At 70.3% G+C, this 16,601-nt stretch carries 19 protein-coding genes; 4 read left to right on the top strand and 15 right to left on the bottom strand.

What is annotated here, in order from left to right; translation table 11 throughout:
• Together ACT6S0_RS20645 and ACT6S0_RS20640 are read left to right on the top strand one after the other, a co-directional pair.
• Nucleotides 1-1,581: PAS domain-containing sensor histidine kinase (locus tag ACT6S0_RS20645; protein WP_444765666.1), on the top strand; the 1,581-nt coding region annotated here is incomplete at its 5' end.
• A gap of 54 nt (nt 1,582-1,635) precedes the next feature.
• On the top strand, nt 1,636-2,388 hold the full coding sequence (locus tag ACT6S0_RS20640) for a hypothetical protein (RefSeq protein WP_444765665.1): 753 nt from the start codon (nt 1,636-1,638) through the stop codon (nt 2,386-2,388).
• Nucleotides 2,389-2,573: 185 nt separating this feature from the next.
• Here ACT6S0_RS20640 and ACT6S0_RS20635 read toward each other — a convergent pair whose 3' ends face one another.
• The 13 genes from ACT6S0_RS20635 to ACT6S0_RS20575 all read right to left on the bottom strand — a co-directional run bounded on the left by ACT6S0_RS20635 (nt 2,574) and on the right by ACT6S0_RS20575 (nt 13,499).
• Nucleotides 2,574-3,101: a hypothetical protein gene (locus tag ACT6S0_RS20635; RefSeq protein ID WP_444765664.1), complete on the bottom strand. Its 528-nt coding sequence runs from the start codon at nt 3,099-3,101 to the stop codon at nt 2,574-2,576.
• A complete protein-coding gene (gene tnpC / locus ACT6S0_RS20630; RefSeq protein ID WP_444765663.1) occupies nt 3,098-4,678 on the bottom strand; it encodes an IS66 family transposase in 1,581 nt (526 codons plus the stop codon). The genes ACT6S0_RS20635 and tnpC overlap by 4 nt, the downstream gene beginning before the upstream one ends.
• A 78-nt stretch (nt 4,679-4,756) precedes the next feature.
• Nucleotides 4,757-5,104, bottom strand: coding sequence for an IS66 family insertion sequence element accessory protein TnpB (tnpB, locus tag ACT6S0_RS20625; RefSeq protein ID WP_444765662.1), 348 nt, complete (start codon nt 5,102-5,104; stop codon nt 4,757-4,759).
• Complete coding sequence (tnpA, locus tag ACT6S0_RS20620; protein WP_444765661.1) at nt 5,101-5,469, bottom strand: IS66 family insertion sequence element accessory protein TnpA; 369 nt, start codon at nt 5,467-5,469, stop codon at nt 5,101-5,103. The genes tnpB and tnpA overlap by 4 nt, the downstream gene beginning before the upstream one ends.
• A 179-nt stretch (nt 5,470-5,648) precedes the next feature.
• Entirely contained in the window at nt 5,649-6,179 is a 531-nt protein-coding gene (locus ACT6S0_RS20615; protein WP_444765660.1) for a DUF805 domain-containing protein, read from the bottom strand.
• 18 nt (nt 6,180-6,197) lie between these two features.
• Nucleotides 6,198-7,571 (bottom strand): DUF58 domain-containing protein, encoded by a 1,374-nt coding sequence (locus tag ACT6S0_RS20610; RefSeq protein ID WP_444765659.1) that lies wholly within the window; start codon nt 7,569-7,571, stop codon nt 6,198-6,200.
• On the bottom strand, nt 7,568-8,548 hold the full coding sequence (locus tag ACT6S0_RS20605) for an AAA family ATPase (RefSeq protein WP_444765658.1): 981 nt from the start codon (nt 8,546-8,548) through the stop codon (nt 7,568-7,570). Before ACT6S0_RS20605 ends, ACT6S0_RS20610 begins: the two co-directional genes overlap by 4 nt.
• The gene (locus ACT6S0_RS20600) at nt 8,545-9,840 is read right to left on the bottom strand and encodes a DUF4350 domain-containing protein (RefSeq protein ID WP_444765657.1); all 1,296 of its coding nucleotides are present in this window, start codon (nt 9,838-9,840) and stop codon (nt 8,545-8,547) included. Before ACT6S0_RS20600 ends, ACT6S0_RS20605 begins: the two co-directional genes overlap by 4 nt.
• A complete protein-coding gene (locus ACT6S0_RS20595) occupies nt 9,837-10,565 on the bottom strand; it encodes a DUF4129 domain-containing protein (RefSeq protein ID WP_444765656.1) in 729 nt (242 codons plus the stop codon). Before ACT6S0_RS20595 ends, ACT6S0_RS20600 begins: the two co-directional genes overlap by 4 nt.
• On the bottom strand, nt 10,552-11,298 hold the full coding sequence (locus tag ACT6S0_RS20590; protein ID WP_444765655.1) for a hypothetical protein: 747 nt from the start codon (nt 11,296-11,298) through the stop codon (nt 10,552-10,554). The genes ACT6S0_RS20595 and ACT6S0_RS20590 overlap by 14 nt, the downstream gene beginning before the upstream one ends.
• The gene (locus ACT6S0_RS20585) at nt 11,288-12,250 is read right to left on the bottom strand and encodes a stage II sporulation protein M (RefSeq protein ID WP_444765668.1); all 963 of its coding nucleotides are present in this window, start codon (nt 12,248-12,250) and stop codon (nt 11,288-11,290) included. The genes ACT6S0_RS20590 and ACT6S0_RS20585 overlap by 11 nt, the downstream gene beginning before the upstream one ends.
• A 5-nt stretch (nt 12,251-12,255) precedes the next feature.
• Nucleotides 12,256-12,903: an RDD family protein gene (locus tag ACT6S0_RS20580; RefSeq protein WP_444765667.1), complete on the bottom strand. Its 648-nt coding sequence runs from the start codon at nt 12,901-12,903 to the stop codon at nt 12,256-12,258.
• Nucleotides 12,904-12,980: 77 nt separating this feature from the next.
• Nucleotides 12,981-13,499 carry an RDD family protein gene (locus ACT6S0_RS20575; protein ID WP_444765654.1) on the bottom strand — a complete coding sequence of 173 codons (519 nt, stop codon included), beginning with the start codon at nt 13,497-13,499 and terminating at the stop codon, nt 12,981-12,983.
• 185 nt (nt 13,500-13,684) lie between these two features.
• On the opposite strand from ACT6S0_RS20575, the gene ACT6S0_RS20570 reads away from it, so the two are divergent.
• Complete coding sequence (locus ACT6S0_RS20570) at nt 13,685-14,266, top strand: HD domain-containing protein (RefSeq protein ID WP_444765653.1); 582 nt, start codon at nt 13,685-13,687, stop codon at nt 14,264-14,266.
• A gap of 54 nt (nt 14,267-14,320) precedes the next feature.
• On the opposite strand, the gene ACT6S0_RS20565 is transcribed toward ACT6S0_RS20570, so the two are convergent.
• Both ACT6S0_RS20565 and ACT6S0_RS20560 read right to left on the bottom strand, forming a co-directional pair.
• Nucleotides 14,321-14,782 (bottom strand): host attachment protein, encoded by a 462-nt coding sequence (locus tag ACT6S0_RS20565; RefSeq protein WP_444765652.1) that lies wholly within the window; start codon nt 14,780-14,782, stop codon nt 14,321-14,323.
• Nucleotides 14,783-14,856: 74 nt separating this feature from the next.
• The gene (locus tag ACT6S0_RS20560; protein WP_444765651.1) at nt 14,857-16,179 is read right to left on the bottom strand and encodes a sensor histidine kinase; all 1,323 of its coding nucleotides are present in this window, start codon (nt 16,177-16,179) and stop codon (nt 14,857-14,859) included.
• Between the two features lie 124 nt (nt 16,180-16,303).
• Between ACT6S0_RS20560 and ACT6S0_RS20555 the strand changes: the two genes are divergently transcribed.
• On the top strand, nt 16,304-16,601 hold a 298-nt coding region (locus ACT6S0_RS20555), incomplete at its 3' end, for a response regulator (protein ID WP_444765650.1).

Genomic DNA, 16,601 nt, shown 5'->3' with positions numbered 1-16,601 from the left:
GCGCTGCTGGCGCTGTCGGCCGTGGGAGCGGCGGCGCTGCGCGCGCACGAGCGCTCGCTGCTGCAGCTGGACCTGGCCCAACGCCAGGTCGCCGAGCGCGAGCGCGAACTCAGCGCCATCTTCGGCAGCGTGCAGGACCTGCTGTTCCGCACCGACGCCCTAGGCCGCGTCACCTTCATCAACGAGGGCTATGCCCGCCTCACCGGCCAGCCGGTGGCCCAGGTGCTGGGCCGGCCGCTGCAAGAGCTGTTCGGCGGCGCGCCCGCAGTGGCCGCGCTGTTCGCAGCCGGGGACGCGCACGAGGCCCGGCCGCACCAGCTGCGCGCCGACTGGAGCGCGACCGACGGCACGGCACGCAGCTTCGAGATCCACCTGGTGCCGCTGCGCCGCCCTGCCGGCGTGCTGGAGTGGGTGGGCAGCGCCGCCGACGTCAGCGGACTGGTGCGCGCCCAGGCCGAACTGCGCGCCCAGCTCGGCCTGGCGCGCTCGCTGCTCGCCAGCAGCCCGCTGCCGATGTCCGTGCTGGATGGCGACAACCGCTATCTCGACGTCAACCGCGCCTGGGAGCAGTTCACCGGCCGCAAGCGCGCCCAGGTGCTCGGCCGCAGGGCGGCCAGCTACCTGCACGCCGACGAAGCCGCCCTGCACAACGACCGCGACGCCGAACTGCTGGCGCGCGGCGGCGAGATGAAGTACGAGGCGGTCTGGCACGGCAGCGATGGCCGCGAGCGCGACCTCTTCATCAGCAAGTCGACTTTCCCGGACGCCGACGGCCGGCCCATGGGCATCGTCGTCTGCTTCATGGACATCAGCGACTTCCGCGAGGCCGAACGCGCCACCCGCGCCGCCCGCGACGCGGCGCTGCAGGCCTCGCGCGCCAAGTCCGACTTCATCGCCAACGTCAGCCACGAGCTGCGCACGCCGCTGCAATCCATCCTCGGCTTCTCCGAGCTTGGCGCGCTGCGCGGGCGCGAGCAGCCGCGCCTGGCCGAGCTGTTCGCCGACGTCCACCGCGCCGGCCAGCGCATGCTCAGCCTCGTCAACGACCTGCTCGACCTCAGCAAGATCGAGCACGGTGCCGAGCCCATGCACCTGGAGCGCCTCGACCTGCGCGCCCTCGCGGCGGCGGTCGCCCGCGAGCTGGGGCCGCTGCTGGCCGCCCGTCAGCTGGTGCTGGACAGTGACCTCGGCCATGACGACCTCGTCGTGCTGGCCGACCCGCTGCGCCTGCAGCAGCTGCTGGGCAACCTGCTGGCCAACGCGATCCGTTTCTCGCCCGAAGCCGGCCGCATCGAGCTGAGCGCCGCCCACGACGAGGACGGCGACGTCCGCATCACCGTGGCCGACCGCGGCCCCGGCATCCCGCCGGACGAGCTGGAAAGCATCTTCGAGGCCTTCGTGCAGTCCAGCGCGACCAAGAACGCCGCTGGCGGCACGGGGCTGGGGCTGGCGATCTGCCGGCGCATTGCCGAGACCCACGGCGGGCGCATCTGGGCCGCCAACCGCGACGGCGGCGGCGCCGTCATCACGCTGGTACTGCCGGCGGCGCACTTCGGCGACACGACACCTGCGGCACTCTGATGCCAGTGGAGCAGGTCGTCTGCGGTAGATTCACGCCGCCGCCCATCCCATGCCATGAACCGACTGCAAGCCGAGTTGCACCGCCTGTATCTCTTGCCCTGCGCCGACCCCGGCGACGGTGCTGATCAAGCGCGCCGGACCGACGCGGCCGGCAGGGTGCGCGCCCTGGTCTGCGAGCTGCGCGGCCCGGCCGACTGGGAGCCGCTGGGCCGGCTGTGGCGCAGTGTGCAGGCGGACCTGGAGCTGCCGGCGCCGGCCATTGCCGTGTCGGGCACCGAGGGGCTGCAGCTCTGGTTTTCGCTGCAAGCGCCGGTCGAGGTCGCCAGCGCGTCCGAGTTCCTGGCGCTGCTGGCGTCGCGCTACCTGCCCGGCATCGCGCCGGCGCGCCTGCGCCTGATGCCGTCGGTGGCCAACCCTTTGCACCACGCACCGCTGGTGCCCGCGCTGCAGGAAGCCACCGGCAACTGGTCGGCCTTCGTCGCCCCCGACCTGGCGCCGGTGTTTGCCGACACCCCGTGGCTGGACATTCCCCCCGGTGTCGACGGCCAGGCGGACCTGCTGGCGCGCCTGCAGAGCATCAAGCAGGCAGCCTTCGAGGCGGCGATGCAGAAGCTGCGGCTGGCCGCACCGCCACCCAACGCAACCGCAGACATCCAGGACCGTGGCCCTGCGGGTGACGCCCCGCGCGTGGATCCCCGGCACTTTCTGCAGCAGGTGCTCGACGACACGACCGCGCCGCTGGCCTTGCGCATCGAGGCGGCCAAGGCGCTCCTGCACGCCCCTGGCACGGCAGGCCCGCCGCGCTGAGCCATGTCGCCGCATCCGGCCACGCGGCCCTGACCCTGGCCCACCGCCTGCGCCTGAGCGAAGCCGCGGTGAAGCGCGACCTCGACCCGGGCCGAAGTCCACGCGCAAGCTGACGACGCAATGGTTCGCGACCCGCGTGGACGGTGTCTGTCCGAACAACCCCGTCTCTTGACAGCGGCCGAAGGTCAGTCGATGTCGAGGACGTGATGCAAAGCGCCGTAGGGCACGCTCCAGGACGCGCCAGCGGCATGAACGCTGGCGGTCTTGGGGTTGCAGCGCGTGATGATGCCCACGTGGGTCTGCAGGTGGCGATCGGTGAAGGAGACCGTCTCGCCGCGGTTGAAGTCCGCACGGGTAGGCCGAGCCGGGGCTGGCGGTGGCGCAGCCGTCGGCTCAGGCACGGCAGCGCCGTGCAACGACGGCTCAATGGCCGCGTAAGGCAACTTCCAGACCGCGTTGACCTCGGTGCTGTGCACCGTGAGGTGTGCATCGCGCATCTCCGTGATGCGGCCGCTGCGCATGATGTCGCGTCGCGCGTCGTAGAAGCGCACGACCTGCCCGAGGTGCAGATCCTTGCGGATGGCCACAATGCGCCGCGGGTCCGTCATCAAGCGATCCAGCAGCGCGGATAACTGGTACAGCTCCAGGCTCGTGGCCCGGTTCATCGCCTCGATCAGGACGGCGTCCTGCATCGGCGGGGTTCGGCTCGTCATGCAGGCTTCCAGTACATCGGCAGCAGTTCCTCCAAGCGGTCCTGCCGGTGCCCATTGATGCGTTGGAGCACGTCGCGCAGGTAGGCATAGGGCTCCACGCCATTGAGCTTGGCCGTCTCGATCAGGCTGAAGGCCACCGCCGCGGCCCGGCCGCCTCGCTCGGAGCCTGCGAAGAGCCAATTCTTGCGTGACAGCGCTACCGGCTTGAGGGCCCGCTCGCTCAGGTTGTTGTCCGCCTCCAGGATGCCGTGCTCGACGAAGGTGTTCAGCGCGGCCCAGTTGCTCAGGGCATAGCCGAACGCCTCGCCCAGGGGCGACTTGGGCAGCACCGTGGGTGCGTGGCCCCGGAGCCAGTCGTGCAGGTCCTGCATCACGGGGCGGGTCTGCTCTTGCCGCACCCGCAGCCGCTCGTCGGGATCGGCGTCACGGATCTCGCCCTCGATGCGGTAGATCTCGGCGAAGAACTTCATCGCCTGGTGTGCCAGGCCGGGAGGCGAGCCCTTGGGCGCGTCCTTGACGATGCGCGCAAAGCGCCGCCTGGCGTGGACCAGGCAGGCGGCGTGGGTGATGCCCTCACGGAACGACTGTGCGTAGCCCGCGAAGTCATCGGCCTGAAGGAAGCCGCGCCAGGCGCCGAGCATGCGGCGCGCGTGCTCACCAGCACGGTCGGTGGTGAAGTCGTACAGCGCAGCAGGTGCAACGCGCCGCCAGAGCCCCTGCTCGTCGGGCAGCCAGCCACCGGCCAGATACACCCACAACCGCGCGGTGAGGGTCTTGCCGCGGCCGTCGCCACGCTGGGCCTTCAGGGCCAGCGTGGTGTCGTCCGTGAAGATCACCGCGCTGCCCAGCACATGGCGCTTGAGCAGCGGCATCAGCGGTGATAGCAGCTCGGCCGCTCCCAGTGTCCAGTCGCACAGGGTCTGGCGCGACACGGGTGCCGACGTCCCGGCATGGTGGCGGCCGAGGATGCGTTCGACGCGGGCCAGCGGGTTGTGGTCGGCGTACTTGGAGACGGTCACATGCGCCAGCAGCCCCGGCCCGGCGTTGCTGCGCGCCAGCGGCGAGGGCTGCGCCCAGGCGGTGCGGATGGTGCTGGCGCCGCGTTCGTCCTCGCAGCGGTACTTCAGCCGTGCGTGCTGCAGTACCTCCAGCTTGGCGGGCGTGTACTCCAGCGTCTCGGTGATCTCCTCGCCGATGCAGACCACCCGTGCGAACTGGGCCTTCTCCTGTTCGCTCAAGTCATGCTCGACGCGCCGGCGCGGCAAGTCCGGGTCGATGGCCGGGCGGCCGCTGCGGCGGCGGCGATGGCCCTTGACCTCGTCGAACGCCTCAGGCAGCACGGGGATCTCCACGCTGTCTTGCCACAGCTCGGGCTGCAACATGCTCAGCGCCTCGCCCCGAGGGCCGAAGACCTTGCGCTTGAACTCCGCCAGCTGCGAGGCCAGCGAGGCCATCTGCTCGTTGGCCTGCTGGCGCAGGGCTGCAAAGGCGGCGCCGGCCTGCACCAGCAAATCCTTGAGGACTTCCACGTCGTCGGGCAGTGCCGAGCGGTCGACGGGGGAGGCCATGAGTTGCATGGGCCGACATCATGGCCAGCGCCGTCGCCAACGCGAAGTCGGTGAAGTGCCGATTGCCTTAACGAGTTCGCAAATGCCTCAGGCCACGGTGCTGACCTCCAGCGGCGAGAGTCGCCGCACCCGGCTCAGATCGATCCCCTCGAGCCACGCCACCAGCTCACTCATGGCGATACCGTTGCCGGCCAGGCGTGCCGGGTGGGTGAAGCGCCCGCGCTCCAGCCGCTTGTACAGCACCCAGAAGCCGTGCCGGTCCCACACGAGCAGCTTGGCGCGATCGCGGCGACGACCGATGAAGACGAAGACCTGGCCCGACAGCGGGTTCATCCCCATCGCCGCCGTCACGATCTGCGACAGCCCGTCGATGGACTTGCGCATGTCCACGGGCTCGGTGCAGACGAAGGCGCGAACCGCCGACGACAGGATCACGCCAGGCGCTCCAGTACGCGCGAGAGCACCTGCTGCGCCGGCTCGCCCGTCAGTCGCAGCGTCAGGCCCTGCAGCACAACCTCGATCGCCGAAGCCGGCATCAAATGCGACCTTGTGACCTCGACAAACGGCGGCGACGACGCAGTCGCACCCGACGTCGATCGTGCCGCGCTGCTCCTCTTGCGCCCACTGACTCGGTGCCGAAACGTCGATAGCGCCAGACCATGCGTTGAGCAGTACTGTCGAATGCTCAGGCCCTGCTCGATGCGTCGGCGTCCATGTCCCTGCCAGAACGCATCGTCGTAAGCCACCATGGGCTTGCCCGTGCGCCAGTCGATCTTGGCGCTGTGCGCCTCGGTGGACACCGGGCCCGTTGCCGCTCCATCCAACATCAGTCTCTCCACAAAAGATGAAGAGCTGACCTTCGCCCATTAAGCGCAGGGCTGCAATGACGGGGATGTGCGGACACTCACCGTGGACGAGCGGCACGGGCGCTGCGTCAGGCGGCTGACGGCGCTGCGCAGTTGAGAGCCTGCCGGCCGGATCAGCGCGGCCCGGCGGCCTGGGCCGCACGCGCCTTGTCGGTGTACATCTTGTATTGCGGAATCGCCACCGCGGCCAGGATGCCGACGAAGAAGATCACGGGCATGATCAGGCCGAGTAGTTTCACACCGAGGGTGTTGGGTGGCGGCGGCGGGCCAAAGCGGTTGTCGCCACGGCCGCCGGGCCAGAAGATCCACACGAAAACAATGACCGGAACGATCATCGTCAGCGTCCACCAGCCGCTGATGTTGATGTCGTGGCAGCGCTTGATGCCGGTGATGACACTGAACCAGATGACGACGACGGCCGCCAGCACGGTGGCCACCGACGAGGCAGTCCCTCCCAAACCGAACAGCAACGCGGTCAGGCCGATGTAGTAGATGACCGACGCGCCGGTGCCGTAGGCGAGATAGCGCAGCCGCCCGATGCGGCCCTGGGCCGAGAAGACCTTTAGCTCCGCCACCGCGCTGGAGGGCAGGTCCGCGACATGCGCGCGGGGTGGGGCGTACTGGTTCAGCGTCGATTCGGTCATGGGTTCTCCTTGAAAAAACTACAGCAGCCCGGCCCGCTTGACCTGGTGATAACGGTTCACCAGGGTGGCCGCGAGCGCGCGGGGTTCGACGTCGATGGACAGCTTGTCGTGGTCCACAACACGGGCGAAGGCATCGTCGCGGGCCTGCGACAGCAGGTGGGCGCTCGCCACCGCCGTGGCGTCGTCCGCACCCTGGATGGCCTGCCCGGCGATGCGGGCCAGGGCCGTCTCGCGCAGGCTGGCCAGCAGCACCAGATGGCGGCGACGCAGCAGGCGCAGGGCGGGCTGCAGTTCGGGCGAATCCTCATCGCGGAAATTGGTCAGGATGATGACGAGCGAGCGGCGCCGCAGCTGGCGCGACAGCGCCTCGGCGGCGGCCAGGTAGTCGGAGTGGTGGCCACCGGGTTGCAGGTCGTGCATCTTGTTCATCAGCGCATTGAGCGTGCCCATGCCCTTGCGGGGCGCGCAATCGCGGCTGGCGCCCTCCGCGCCGCCGAAGGTCATCGCACCCACCTCGTCGCCCTCTGAGAGCGCGACATAGGCCAGCAGCATCAGCGCATCCAGCGCATCGTCGAAATGGCTGCTCTCGCCGGCGCCGGCGGACTGCTCGTCGGCGCGCATGCGGCGGCCGCAGTCGAGCAGGAACATCACGCATTGGTCGCGCTCGTCCTGGTACTCGCGCACGACGGGCCGGCGCAGGCGCAGCGACGCCTTGGCGTCGAGATGGCGCAGCGGGTCGCCGCGCTTGTACTCGGCGAGCTGGCGGAAATCGGTACCCAGGCCGCGCTGGACAAAATTCTTGATGCCGATCTGCGCCAGGCGCCGGTCGCCGCTGAGCCAGGCATAACGCGCCAGTGCCGCGAAGTTGGGATAGACGCGCAGTGGCTGCGCCTGCCCCATGCGCTCGCGAACCTCGAAGGCGCCGGCACGGCTGCGCCAGAGCACCTGCGTGAGGCCGAGCACCACCACGCCGCGCCGGCGCGCCGTGGCATGGAACTTCAGCGTGCGGCGGCTCTGCGCGGCCATGCGCAGGCGCTGCGGCAGGCCCTCGAAGTCGAACAGCGGGTCGAGCTCGTCGAACACCTGCAGCGTCCAGGCCAGCCGACCGGGATTGACGAGGTCGAGCTTGAGCTCGGTCGGCGCGCCGATGGCGAACGCGGCCGGCAGACGCCGCTCGACGCGCAGGCCGCCCTGTCGCCAGAGTCGCAGGCTGCGCCACAGGTCCCAGCCGGCAAGGACCAGCAGCGCGCCAAGCAGCCCGCCGGCCAGCGGCACCACGGTTGACAGCGGCACGCCGAAGCTCAAGGCGAACGCAGCGGCCAAGCCCAGGCCGGCCAGCACGGCAATGCTGGCGCGCGTAGGCAGCACGACGCGACGCGTGGCGGAGTTCAAAGCCGCGGCGCCTCCACGCTCTCCAGCGCCGCCTGCAAGATTTCGTCCAGGTCCCGGCCCTCGATCTGCGCATCCGGCGCCATCGTCACGCGATGGCGCAGCACGGCCAGCGCCTGCGCGGCCACATCGTCGGGCGTGATGAAGTCGCGCTCGTTGATCAAGGCCATGGCGCGCGCCGTGCGCACCAGGGCCACGCTGCCGCGCGGGCCGGCGCCGACTTCAAGGCCCGGCCAGTTGCGTGTCGCGCGCACCACGCGCACCGCGTAGTCGATGACCTTGGCATCGGCATGCACCAGGCCGCACAGGCGCTGCAGCTCCAGCACCTGCACATCGTCCAGCACCGGCTGCACGGCCTCCAGCGGCAGCTCATGGCCGGCGCGGCCGGTGGTGACGAGTTGCACCACCGCCGTCTCCTCGTCATGGGTCGGGTAGCCGATGCGCACCTGCAGCAAGAAGCGGTCGAGCTGGGCCTCGGGCAGCGGGTAGGTGCCTTCGGTGTCCACCGGGTTCTGCGTGGCCATCACGAGGAAGGGCCGCGGCAGCGGCAGGGTCTGCCCCTCCAGCGTGGCCTGGTATTCCTGCATCACCTCCAGCAGGGCGCTCTGGGTCTTGGCCGGCGCGCGGTTGATCTCGTCGGCCAGCAGCAGGTTGGTGAACACGGGGCCCTTGCGCACCCGCAGGCGCCCCAGGCCCGCGCCGGTGTCGTCCAGCACGCTGTGGCCGACGACATCCGCCGGCATCAGGTCGGGCGTGAATTGCACCCGCGCGTACTGCAGGCGCAGCGCCTGGGCCAGCGCCCGGGCCAGCAGCGTCTTGCCCAGCCCCGGCACGCCTTCGACCAGCACATGGCCCGAGGCGACGACGGCCACGAGCATCTGCTCCACGACGTGCACCTGGCCGACGACGGCCCTGGCGATTTCGCTGCGCAGCGCATGCAGCCATTGCGTGGCGAGCTTGAGTTCCTCGGGCTTGATCATGGTGGGGAGAGCCTTTCTTCGGGAGTTCGTTGGAGCCGGCGCCGGGCGGTTTCGAGCAGCTGCAGGCGCTGCGGCAGCTCGGCCCGGGTGCAATAGCGGGCGGCGAGGGCGGCATAGATGTCCACCGCCGCCAGACCGGTCGCGGCCGCGATGGCCTTTACGCGCTCGTTGACCGGCAGGCGCGCATAGCGCGGCAGGGTGCGGATCGCCATCTCGGTGAGCGCACGCTGCTGGGCCGCCAGCAGCGCCTCGCGGCCACTGCCTTGCAGGTAGGCGCCCAGGCCACGCACCTGCTCGGAGATGGAGCGGCGCAGCCGCGGCGCCGGCGCCAGCCGCGGCCCGAATCGCACGGCGGCACGCCACAAGGCGGCGGCCAGCGCCAGCCCGCCGATGACCAGGGCGATCCAGCCGCTATGCCACAGCCAGGGCAGCAAGGCCTCGCGCTTCTCATGCAGATAGATCCAGGCCGTCGCACCGGGCTCGGCCTGCAACGCGGCGGCCAGCACCAGGGCGTTGTCGCAGGGCAGCACGACGTTGTTGCTGAAAACCTGATGGCCCGTGTTGAGCACCGTCACGCTGCCCTGCCCGACCGGCACGCGCAAGACCTGCACTGCTTGAGCTGGCGGCCTGGCCTGCAAAGCCTGCGTCTGCCGGGCAACCACCGTCTGCGTGGCCGGCGTACCGTTCACGCGCGCCAGCGACCAGACAGCGGCATGGCCCGGCTTGGCACGCAAGGTCCACCCCGGATCGAAGAAGGCATTGCAGGCGACGACCGCCTCGGTGTCACCCCACAGCGGCGGCGTTGACGCCAGCGTGGAACGTACCGGTGCCGTCGCGGCGCGGCCCCGTAACGCTGGTGTTGCGGATGGCATTGATGCGGGCGATGAGGCCTTGGGCCGCTCGGTCGACTTCACATAGACCGCATGGACGGGCACCCAGTTGGCCAGCGTCGTGTCCTGCCAGTCGTCATGCGCCGTCAGCACCAGGTGCCCGCCACGCCGGACCCATTGGTGCAGCTGCTCGGCCCGTTCGGGCATCAGCTCCCAGTCGTTCGACAGCAGCACGAGGCGGGCCTGCCGGGGCGGCAGGGCCATCAGGGACTCGTGATGCACGGCCTGCATGCCAAGGCGGCGCAGCAGTTGTTCTGCAGCGTAGACGGGGTTGTCGCGGGCCTCGCCCTGGGCCGGCCGCGGGCGCTCGACGGCCACCCATTCGGTGTTGATCGACAGCCACCAGCCACCCAGGAAAAGGCCCAGTACGACCAGCAGCCAGGCCAGGCGTTCACGCGTCACGCCCGCACTCCTGGCGCCGGCAAGTGCCCATCAAAGCCCCGGCACAGCGCCTCCATGGCGTCGCCCGGCACCTGCCGCCGGGCATAGGCCACCGTCTGCCAGGCGCCGACAAGCTGCGCCAGGAAGGCCTGCGACGCGGGCTTCAAGCGCGGGGCCGCCAGTGCCTGGCATTCGCGCTCCGTGCTGGCCGCGCGGATGGGCACGCCGTAGCCATGCGCCAGGCGCGAGAGCGCGCCCCGGTACAGCAGCGACAACGCGGCGCGCTCCTCGCCACGCTGCCACAGACTGAGCGCCGCGACGCCGATGTCGGCGGGCAGGCTTTCGGGGCGGATGTCCAGCGTGCCCACGTGGGTAGGCGGCTCGGCCTGCAGCGCGGCGCCGCCGGACCCGCGGCCGAGCCAGTCGCGCAGGCGCAGCAGCACCCAGATCAGCAGGCCCGCACCCACCAGCCAAATCGCCACCCGCAGGCCGGCAGACAAGTTGCCGATGAGGTCCAGCCACCAGCGGACCTCGCGCTGCTGAGCCGGCTTGGTCTCTTCCTTGTCCTTGAAGCGCAGGGACTTGGTGGTCTCCACGCCGGGCAGCAGCGGGTCGGCCCGCACGGCGCTGGCCGCCGCGCGGACGGCGCTGGCGCTCATGGCCGGTTGCGCCACGGCCTGCGCACCCGCGTCCACAGCCGCGAGGCAAAGCAGCGCCGCCCACATCACGCCCTCACGCAAAAGCACGGCGGAACTCCTGTTCGATGTCCCAGGCCTCAAGCGCGACGCGCCGGTTCAGGTACATCGCAAAACCCGCTGCCACGTAGAAGGGCTCCAGGAACAGCACCACGGCCATGTAGCTCATCGACATCACGAGGTGCAGGCCCAACTGTCCGGCGGCGTGCGCGCCGGGGTTGACGAGCCAGTCCCAGACATCGGCGCTGCGGTTCTCCGGCGCGAACCACCACAGCAGCGCGACGAGACCATAAGTCAGCACGGCTTCCGCTTGCGCGAAAGCCGTCTGCAAGGCAGTGGCGGCGCCACGGTTGTCGTTGAGCATCAGCTTTGAACGCTTGCGTCGGGCGCTGCCGCGCTGGCCTTCGAGCTGCTCGATCGGCTGCGTGTAGGCCCGCCACGGCGAGACGCGCCGCCACAGCAGCGTGCGCAGCAACTGCCCACCCAACACCTGGCGCCGGGCGCGCCACAGGTCGCGCCAGTGCGTGGCCTCGCCGAACACCGCACGCGCCAGCACGAACACGAGGACGCGGTCCAGCCAGGGCTTGAGCCAGAAGACGATCAGCACCGGCGCCCAGCCGTAGCTGTCCGCCGTGCACAGAGCCAGCACGGCCACGACGAGAAAGACCGGCGTGAAGCAGCGCCAGACCGAGCGCGCATGCCGGCGCACCAGCGCCAGGCCCAGGTCGCAGGCTTCGCTCTGGCTGCGCGGGCGCAGCGCGATGGCCAGGCCTTCAACGCGCATGCCTGTGCTCCCCGCGGCCGGCCAGCAGCAGCCACATCAGCACCAGCGCCCAGCACAGCGCGGCCACGCCGTACTTCACGGCCGGCGCGATCCAGGCGGCACCGGACCAGAACGCCTCGAAGACCGCCGCCACGAACAGCAGGAAGAAGGCCGCGTAGACCAGCGGCACGGCCGCCAGCGCGGCCGCCCGCAGCGCCTCCAGCCGCGTCATGCGGCCGGGGGCCAGCCAGCCCAGGCCCAGGCGCAGGCCGGCCGCGCCGGAGAGCACGATGCCGGTCAGCTCGAAGGACGAATGCGTGGCGACGAAGGACCAGAAGTTGTGCCCCAGGTCCGCCCGCGTCAGGTGCCCGGCGACGGTGCCGATCATCAGCCCGTTGTAAAGGAGCACGAAGGCGCTGCCGACGCCGGCCAGGATGCCGGCACCGAAGCAGCGAAAGCCGATGCCGATGTTGTTGAAGATGTAGTAGCCGAACATCTGCCAGTCGCCGCCGGCCTCGCGCAGCCGGCCCATGGACCGGTTGCCGTCGGCGTACATCTGCTCGTAACGCAGCAGCTGGGCGGCATCCAGCAGGCGCAGCGCGAAGTCCGGACCGGTCAGTGCCAGCGCAAAGGCCAGCACCAGCGGCAGCACGAACAGCGCGAGCGCGAGCAGGACGAACTGCCCCTGCGCACGGACGGCGCGAGGCAGGTCCACCCCCAGCATGCGACCGAGCCTGCGCAGGCCGTAGTCCTGGCGCCGGTAGATGAGCTGGTGGGCGTCCTGCGCCAGAGCCTCCAGTCGCGCCACCAGGTGGATGGGATAGGCGCGCGACTGCGCCAGCGACAGGTTCTCGCAGACACGCCGGTAGCGCTGCGCCAGCAGCGCGCCGTCCACGGGCTTGCCTTGCTGCGCCTGGGCAAGTTGCTCGGAAAAATCCTTCCACAGGGCGCCGTACTCGGCCTCGAAACGCATCGGCGTCAAGCGCGCCTCCCCATCAGCCACTGCGCCACGCCCAGCAGCCGCTCGACGGTGTCGCGCTTGGGGTCCTCGGCCTTCACCGGCGGCAGCACGCAGGCGGCCATCTGCGCCAGTTCCTCGAAGCGGGCCGGCGTCAGGCGCCTGGCGCGCCCGGCCCAGGACAGGATGGCCGCCTGCTCGCGCGCGCTCAACGGCCGCGTGGGGGCCAGCGGCGCGGCCGGCGGGGGCGTGTCGTGCAGCACGACCGGTTCGGCATGGACAACCAGCGTGCCCGCCGCCAGGTCGCCCAGGCGCTTGCAGTCGCGGTTCATCAGCATGGTCACGATGCCGAAGCCGTAGGCCAGCGGCAGGAAGTCGGCCACTCGCAGCAGGTTGCGCGTGAACGAGGCTGCCGGCGTCACCGGCAGGCCGGTGTCCATCACGACGCGCAGGCCCACCGCGCGCTTGCCGGGCGTCGCGCCCCAGCGGCTCAACTCGAACACGATGGGATAGAGCCACTCCACGCAGAACATCCCCAGCAAGGTCAAGCCGACACCCAGCCCGCCCCAGGCGCCCAGCGCCATCAGCAGGCCCAGGTCGATGACCAGCCGGATCAGCAGGTCGAGCAGGAAGGCCATCGTGCGCGCCACCAGGCCGGCCGGCCGCAGGGACAGGCCGATGCCTTCCGGGGTCTCGACGAGCGCCAGCGTGTCGACACGCTCGGCCCGGGCCGTCTGCGGCGCGCTCAGAGCTTGATCACCTGGGTGTCGGCAATCGAGTCATGCAGACATTTGCGCGACGCGCGGAAGATCAGCAGCGAATCGATCAGGCTGTAGATCATGACGACGCCCAGGCTGACGTTCATCAACAGCCCGACGCCATAGCGCAGCCCGAGCAGCCGCCAGGCCTCGGGCCGGGAACCGTCGGAACGCACGATGCGCAGCTTGAACAGCATCTTGCCGAGCGTCTGCCCGCGCGTCACCAGCGGCCAGCCCTGCACGAGAAGGAACAGGACCGCCGCGAGCACCAAGGCGCCGGGCGTCATCGACCAGATGCCGTCGGCGTCCGCCCGTGCTTGGGCGTCGGCGATGGGCTTGAGCACGGGGATCATGAGCGCGACCCAGAGCACGCCAGCCCCGATGAAGCCGTCCACCAGCGCCGCGATGAAGCGTGTCCCGCGGCCGGCCAGCACCGCTTCGTCCGGCGCAAGGTCGGCCACATGCGCCTGCGGTGGCGCGAAACGCTGGTCTGCCACATCCGACATTCACTGCTCCCTGAGTTTTGCGGCGGATTCTGCCGCGTGTTTGCAGGTCGCCGGATGGGTGTTCTTCACCTGCCCGGTGATGCCAGTGGAGACGCCGGCCCCGCCTTGTTGAACAGTGCCGGACGCGACAGGCGGCTGTCATGCGCCGCCCCAGAATGCCCCCCACCCACAGCCTTGGAGCCTCCATGAACGCACGCGCCAGCTTCACCCGCATGGACCAGAGCAGCCGCGAGGACTGGGGCGTCATCGTGCCGCAGGCCATGCAGATGGCCCGCACCCTGCCGGACCGCGTGCTGGCCCACCTGCGGTTGCTGGACGGCGACTTCGGCGGCTTTGCGGTGGACCGGCTGACGCATTGCCTGCAGACCGCGACGCTGGCCCACCGCGACGGACGCGACGAGGAATACGTCTGCTGCGCGCTGCTGCACGACATCGGCGACACGCTCGGCAGCTACAACCACCCGGACATTGCCGCGGCCATCCTCAAGCCCTTCGTGACCGACGAGAACCTGTGGATGGTTCAGCAGCACGGCATCTTCCAAGGCCACAACTTCTTCCACCACATCGGCCTGGACCGCGACATGCGCGAGCAGTTCCGCGGCCACGCGCATTTCGAGCGCACGGCCGAGTTCGTCGAGTGCTATGACAACCCTGCCTTCGACCCGACCGCCGAGGCCCTGCCGCTGGACTTCTTCGCGCCCATGCTGCGCCGCCTGATGGTCCAGCCGCGCCAGTCGATTTACAAAAAGGCGATGGGCGAAGGTTGAGTGCTGGCGAGACAGCGCCGCAGTGCCACCCCGCCTCGGCGGCGCTTCGGGGTTTCAGCCTTCCAGCCGCGCGGACAGCCCGGCGGGCAGGCGCCGGGTCAGGTCGGCCGCGCTCTCGTGCACCACGTCCTTGTTCTGCTCGCTCTCGACGGCAGCGGCCACGTTCGGATCCAGCGCCTTGCGCAGATAGCCCAGCATGCGTGGCGCCGCGATCAGGTGCAGGGCGTCATAACGCTTTTCCCGCTGGCACTCGGCCAGGCGCCCGGCGATGCGGGTGGCGAAGGCCTGGGCCTGCAGATGGCGATCGGAATCGCTGGCCGAGACGGTGGCCTGGCCCTGTGCGCCGGTGCCGCTGGCAGCGCGCCGGCCATGCGGTGCGTCGTGGAACTCACCCTCGCGGGCGTGGGCACCGGGGTCGGTCAGTTCCTCGACCGGCACCAAGTCGCCAGCCTCGGGCGGCAGTTCAAGGATGCGGGCGATGGCCTCGTCGGCCGCCAGGAGCCACACTGTCTTCATTGACTACTCCGTTCATGGAAGGACAGTGTTGCCGGCAATCTGCGTTCCTGGCGCAGTAACTGGCGGTGCACCGCTCAGGGCTGCGCCGCAGCCTCGCCGTACCGCCGCGGCAGTAGCACACGGAAGGTCGTGCCCACGCCCATCTCGGACTGCAGCTCGGTGGTCGCGTCCAGCAGGCTGCACAGCCGCTTGACGATGGACAGCCCCAGGCCCTCGCCAGGCACCGCGCGGATCTCGCGTGGGTCGTCCGGCGCGGGGTAGGTGTCCGCCAGCTCGACGTCGACATGCGTCACCTTGCCGCTGGCATGGTCGGCCGTGACCTGTCTGGCCTGTTCGGTCGCCTCCTCGATGGCCCCGGCCAGTTGCGAGCCCGGCCCGGCATGGAAGCCCGGCCCGGTGTCCTTGACCTGGAGGAACCAGCGGTCGCTGTCGGTCGCTGACCCCGGCCCGCAGCTCACCGTCACGCCGCCGCTGACGGTGTACTTGAGCGCATTGATGACGAGGTTCTGCGCGATACGGCGGATCTTGACCGCGTCGCCTTCCACCGCCATCGGCGCTTCGGCGCTGAACCTGAGGTAGAGCGCACGCTGCTGGGCATAGGGCTGCATCTCCTCGCACAGCCCCGCCAGCAGCGCGGCGACCTCCAGGGGCGCCAGCACGCGGTGCTCCAGGCCACCCTGCAGGCGGGCCAGGCTGGTCACGTCGTTGAGCAGATGGCTCAGGGAGCCGACATTGCGGTCCAGCAGGCGCACGAATCGCTCGCGCATCTGCTCCGACGCCTGCGGCGACGCCAGGCCCGCGGTCGCGCTCGCCACGACGCCCAGGCCGCCGCGCAGGTCATGGGCGGCCTCGTGCCACAGGCGGGCGCGCTCCTGCTCCAGCTCGCGCATGGCCTTCAAGGCCAGCTCCAGGTCGCGGATGTGGCTGGTCGCCTCGATCTGCTGCAGCTCGAAATACTGCGACACGCTGGCGCTGATGGCGTCTGCGCATTGCCTGGCCCAGATCCGCCGCGCCTGCGCCATCACGTCGGGGGCCAGTTCGGCATGAACCATGGCATAGCTTTCCAGCTCCACCACGACGCATTCGTTCAGGCGACCGAGTTCACGCGTGACCTCGCTCAGGTCGAACCCCTGCTGCCAGCGGTGCAGGCCATGGGCGGCGGCATCGCCTTGGTGGACGTCGCGGCCGTCCACGTCGGCGCCGTCCGAGGTGCCGGCCAGCGTGCGCTCGAAGTCCGCCAGCAGCGCCGGAATGTGGTCGTGAAACTGGGCGCGCGGCAGCGAGGCGCCCGTGGTCAGCATCGGGTCTTCAGTCACGGCGCCGCGCCAGGCCTTCAGGATGGCATCGCGACGTTGCTTCAAATGCGCGCCGACCGCGGCGAGTTCTGCAATACCCATGACCTCATCCTTACGTCTGCCCGGCAGGCTAAAGCTCTCGCCATTGTCGGCTGAAGCCGTTCAGCCTCTGGGCGCACCGAATTGCCACAATCCGCGCTGTCCCCGACCTCCTGCCGACCCCCCGATGCGCCTGTTGCTTGTCGAAGACGACCCGATGATCGGCGAGAGCCTGCGCGAGGCCCTGCGCCGCCAGGGCTTTGCGGCCGACTGGGTGCGCGACGGCCAGGCCGCCGATGCGGTGCTGGCCAGCGGCGAGCGCTTCGACGCCGTGCTGCTGGACCTGGGCCTGCCCAAGCGCGACGGCGTGGCCGTGCTGCGCGCGATGCGCGGCCGCGGCGACGCAACGCCGGTCATCGTGCTGACGGCGCGCGATGCGCTCTCGGACAAGGTCGCCGGCCTGGACGCGGGCTGGGACCGGCGCC

The organism is Roseateles sp., assembly GCF_052436255.1.
In the GTDB taxonomy this organism is placed as follows: Bacteria; Pseudomonadota; Gammaproteobacteria; order Burkholderiales; family Burkholderiaceae_C; genus Pelomonas.
This window is presented reverse-complemented; position numbering and strand designations above follow the sequence as displayed.

What these genes read in the sequence shown, in the direction of transcription:
- ACT6S0_RS20605 (WP_444765658.1), bottom strand. Translation starts at nt 8,548, where the DNA reads ATGATCAAGCCCGAGGAACTCAAGCTCGCCACGCAATGGCTGCATGCG.
- ACT6S0_RS20560 (WP_444765651.1), bottom strand. Translation starts at nt 16,179, where the DNA reads ATGGGTATTGCAGAACTCGCCGCGGTCGGCGCGCATTTGAAGCAACGT.
- tnpC (WP_444765663.1), bottom strand. Translation starts at nt 4,678, where the DNA reads ATGCAACTCATGGCCTCCCCCGTCGACCGCTCGGCACTGCCCGACGAC.
- ACT6S0_RS20575 (WP_444765654.1), bottom strand. Translation starts at nt 13,499, where the DNA reads ATGTCGGATGTGGCAGACCAGCGTTTCGCGCCACCGCAGGCGCATGTG.
- ACT6S0_RS20585 (WP_444765668.1), bottom strand. Translation starts at nt 12,250, where the DNA reads ATGCGTTTCGAGGCCGAGTACGGCGCCCTGTGGAAGGATTTTTCCGAG.
- ACT6S0_RS20565 (WP_444765652.1), bottom strand. Translation starts at nt 14,782, where the DNA reads ATGAAGACAGTGTGGCTCCTGGCGGCCGACGAGGCCATCGCCCGCATC.
- ACT6S0_RS20570 (WP_444765653.1), top strand. Translation starts at nt 13,685, where the DNA reads ATGAACGCACGCGCCAGCTTCACCCGCATGGACCAGAGCAGCCGCGAG.
- ACT6S0_RS20590 (WP_444765655.1), bottom strand. Translation starts at nt 11,298, where the DNA reads ATGCGCGTTGAAGGCCTGGCCATCGCGCTGCGCCCGCGCAGCCAGAGC.
- ACT6S0_RS20640 (WP_444765665.1), top strand. Translation starts at nt 1,636, where the DNA reads ATGAACCGACTGCAAGCCGAGTTGCACCGCCTGTATCTCTTGCCCTGC.
- ACT6S0_RS20615 (WP_444765660.1), bottom strand. Translation starts at nt 6,179, where the DNA reads ATGACCGAATCGACGCTGAACCAGTACGCCCCACCCCGCGCGCATGTC.
- ACT6S0_RS20635 (WP_444765664.1), bottom strand. Translation starts at nt 3,101, where the DNA reads ATGACGAGCCGAACCCCGCCGATGCAGGACGCCGTCCTGATCGAGGCG.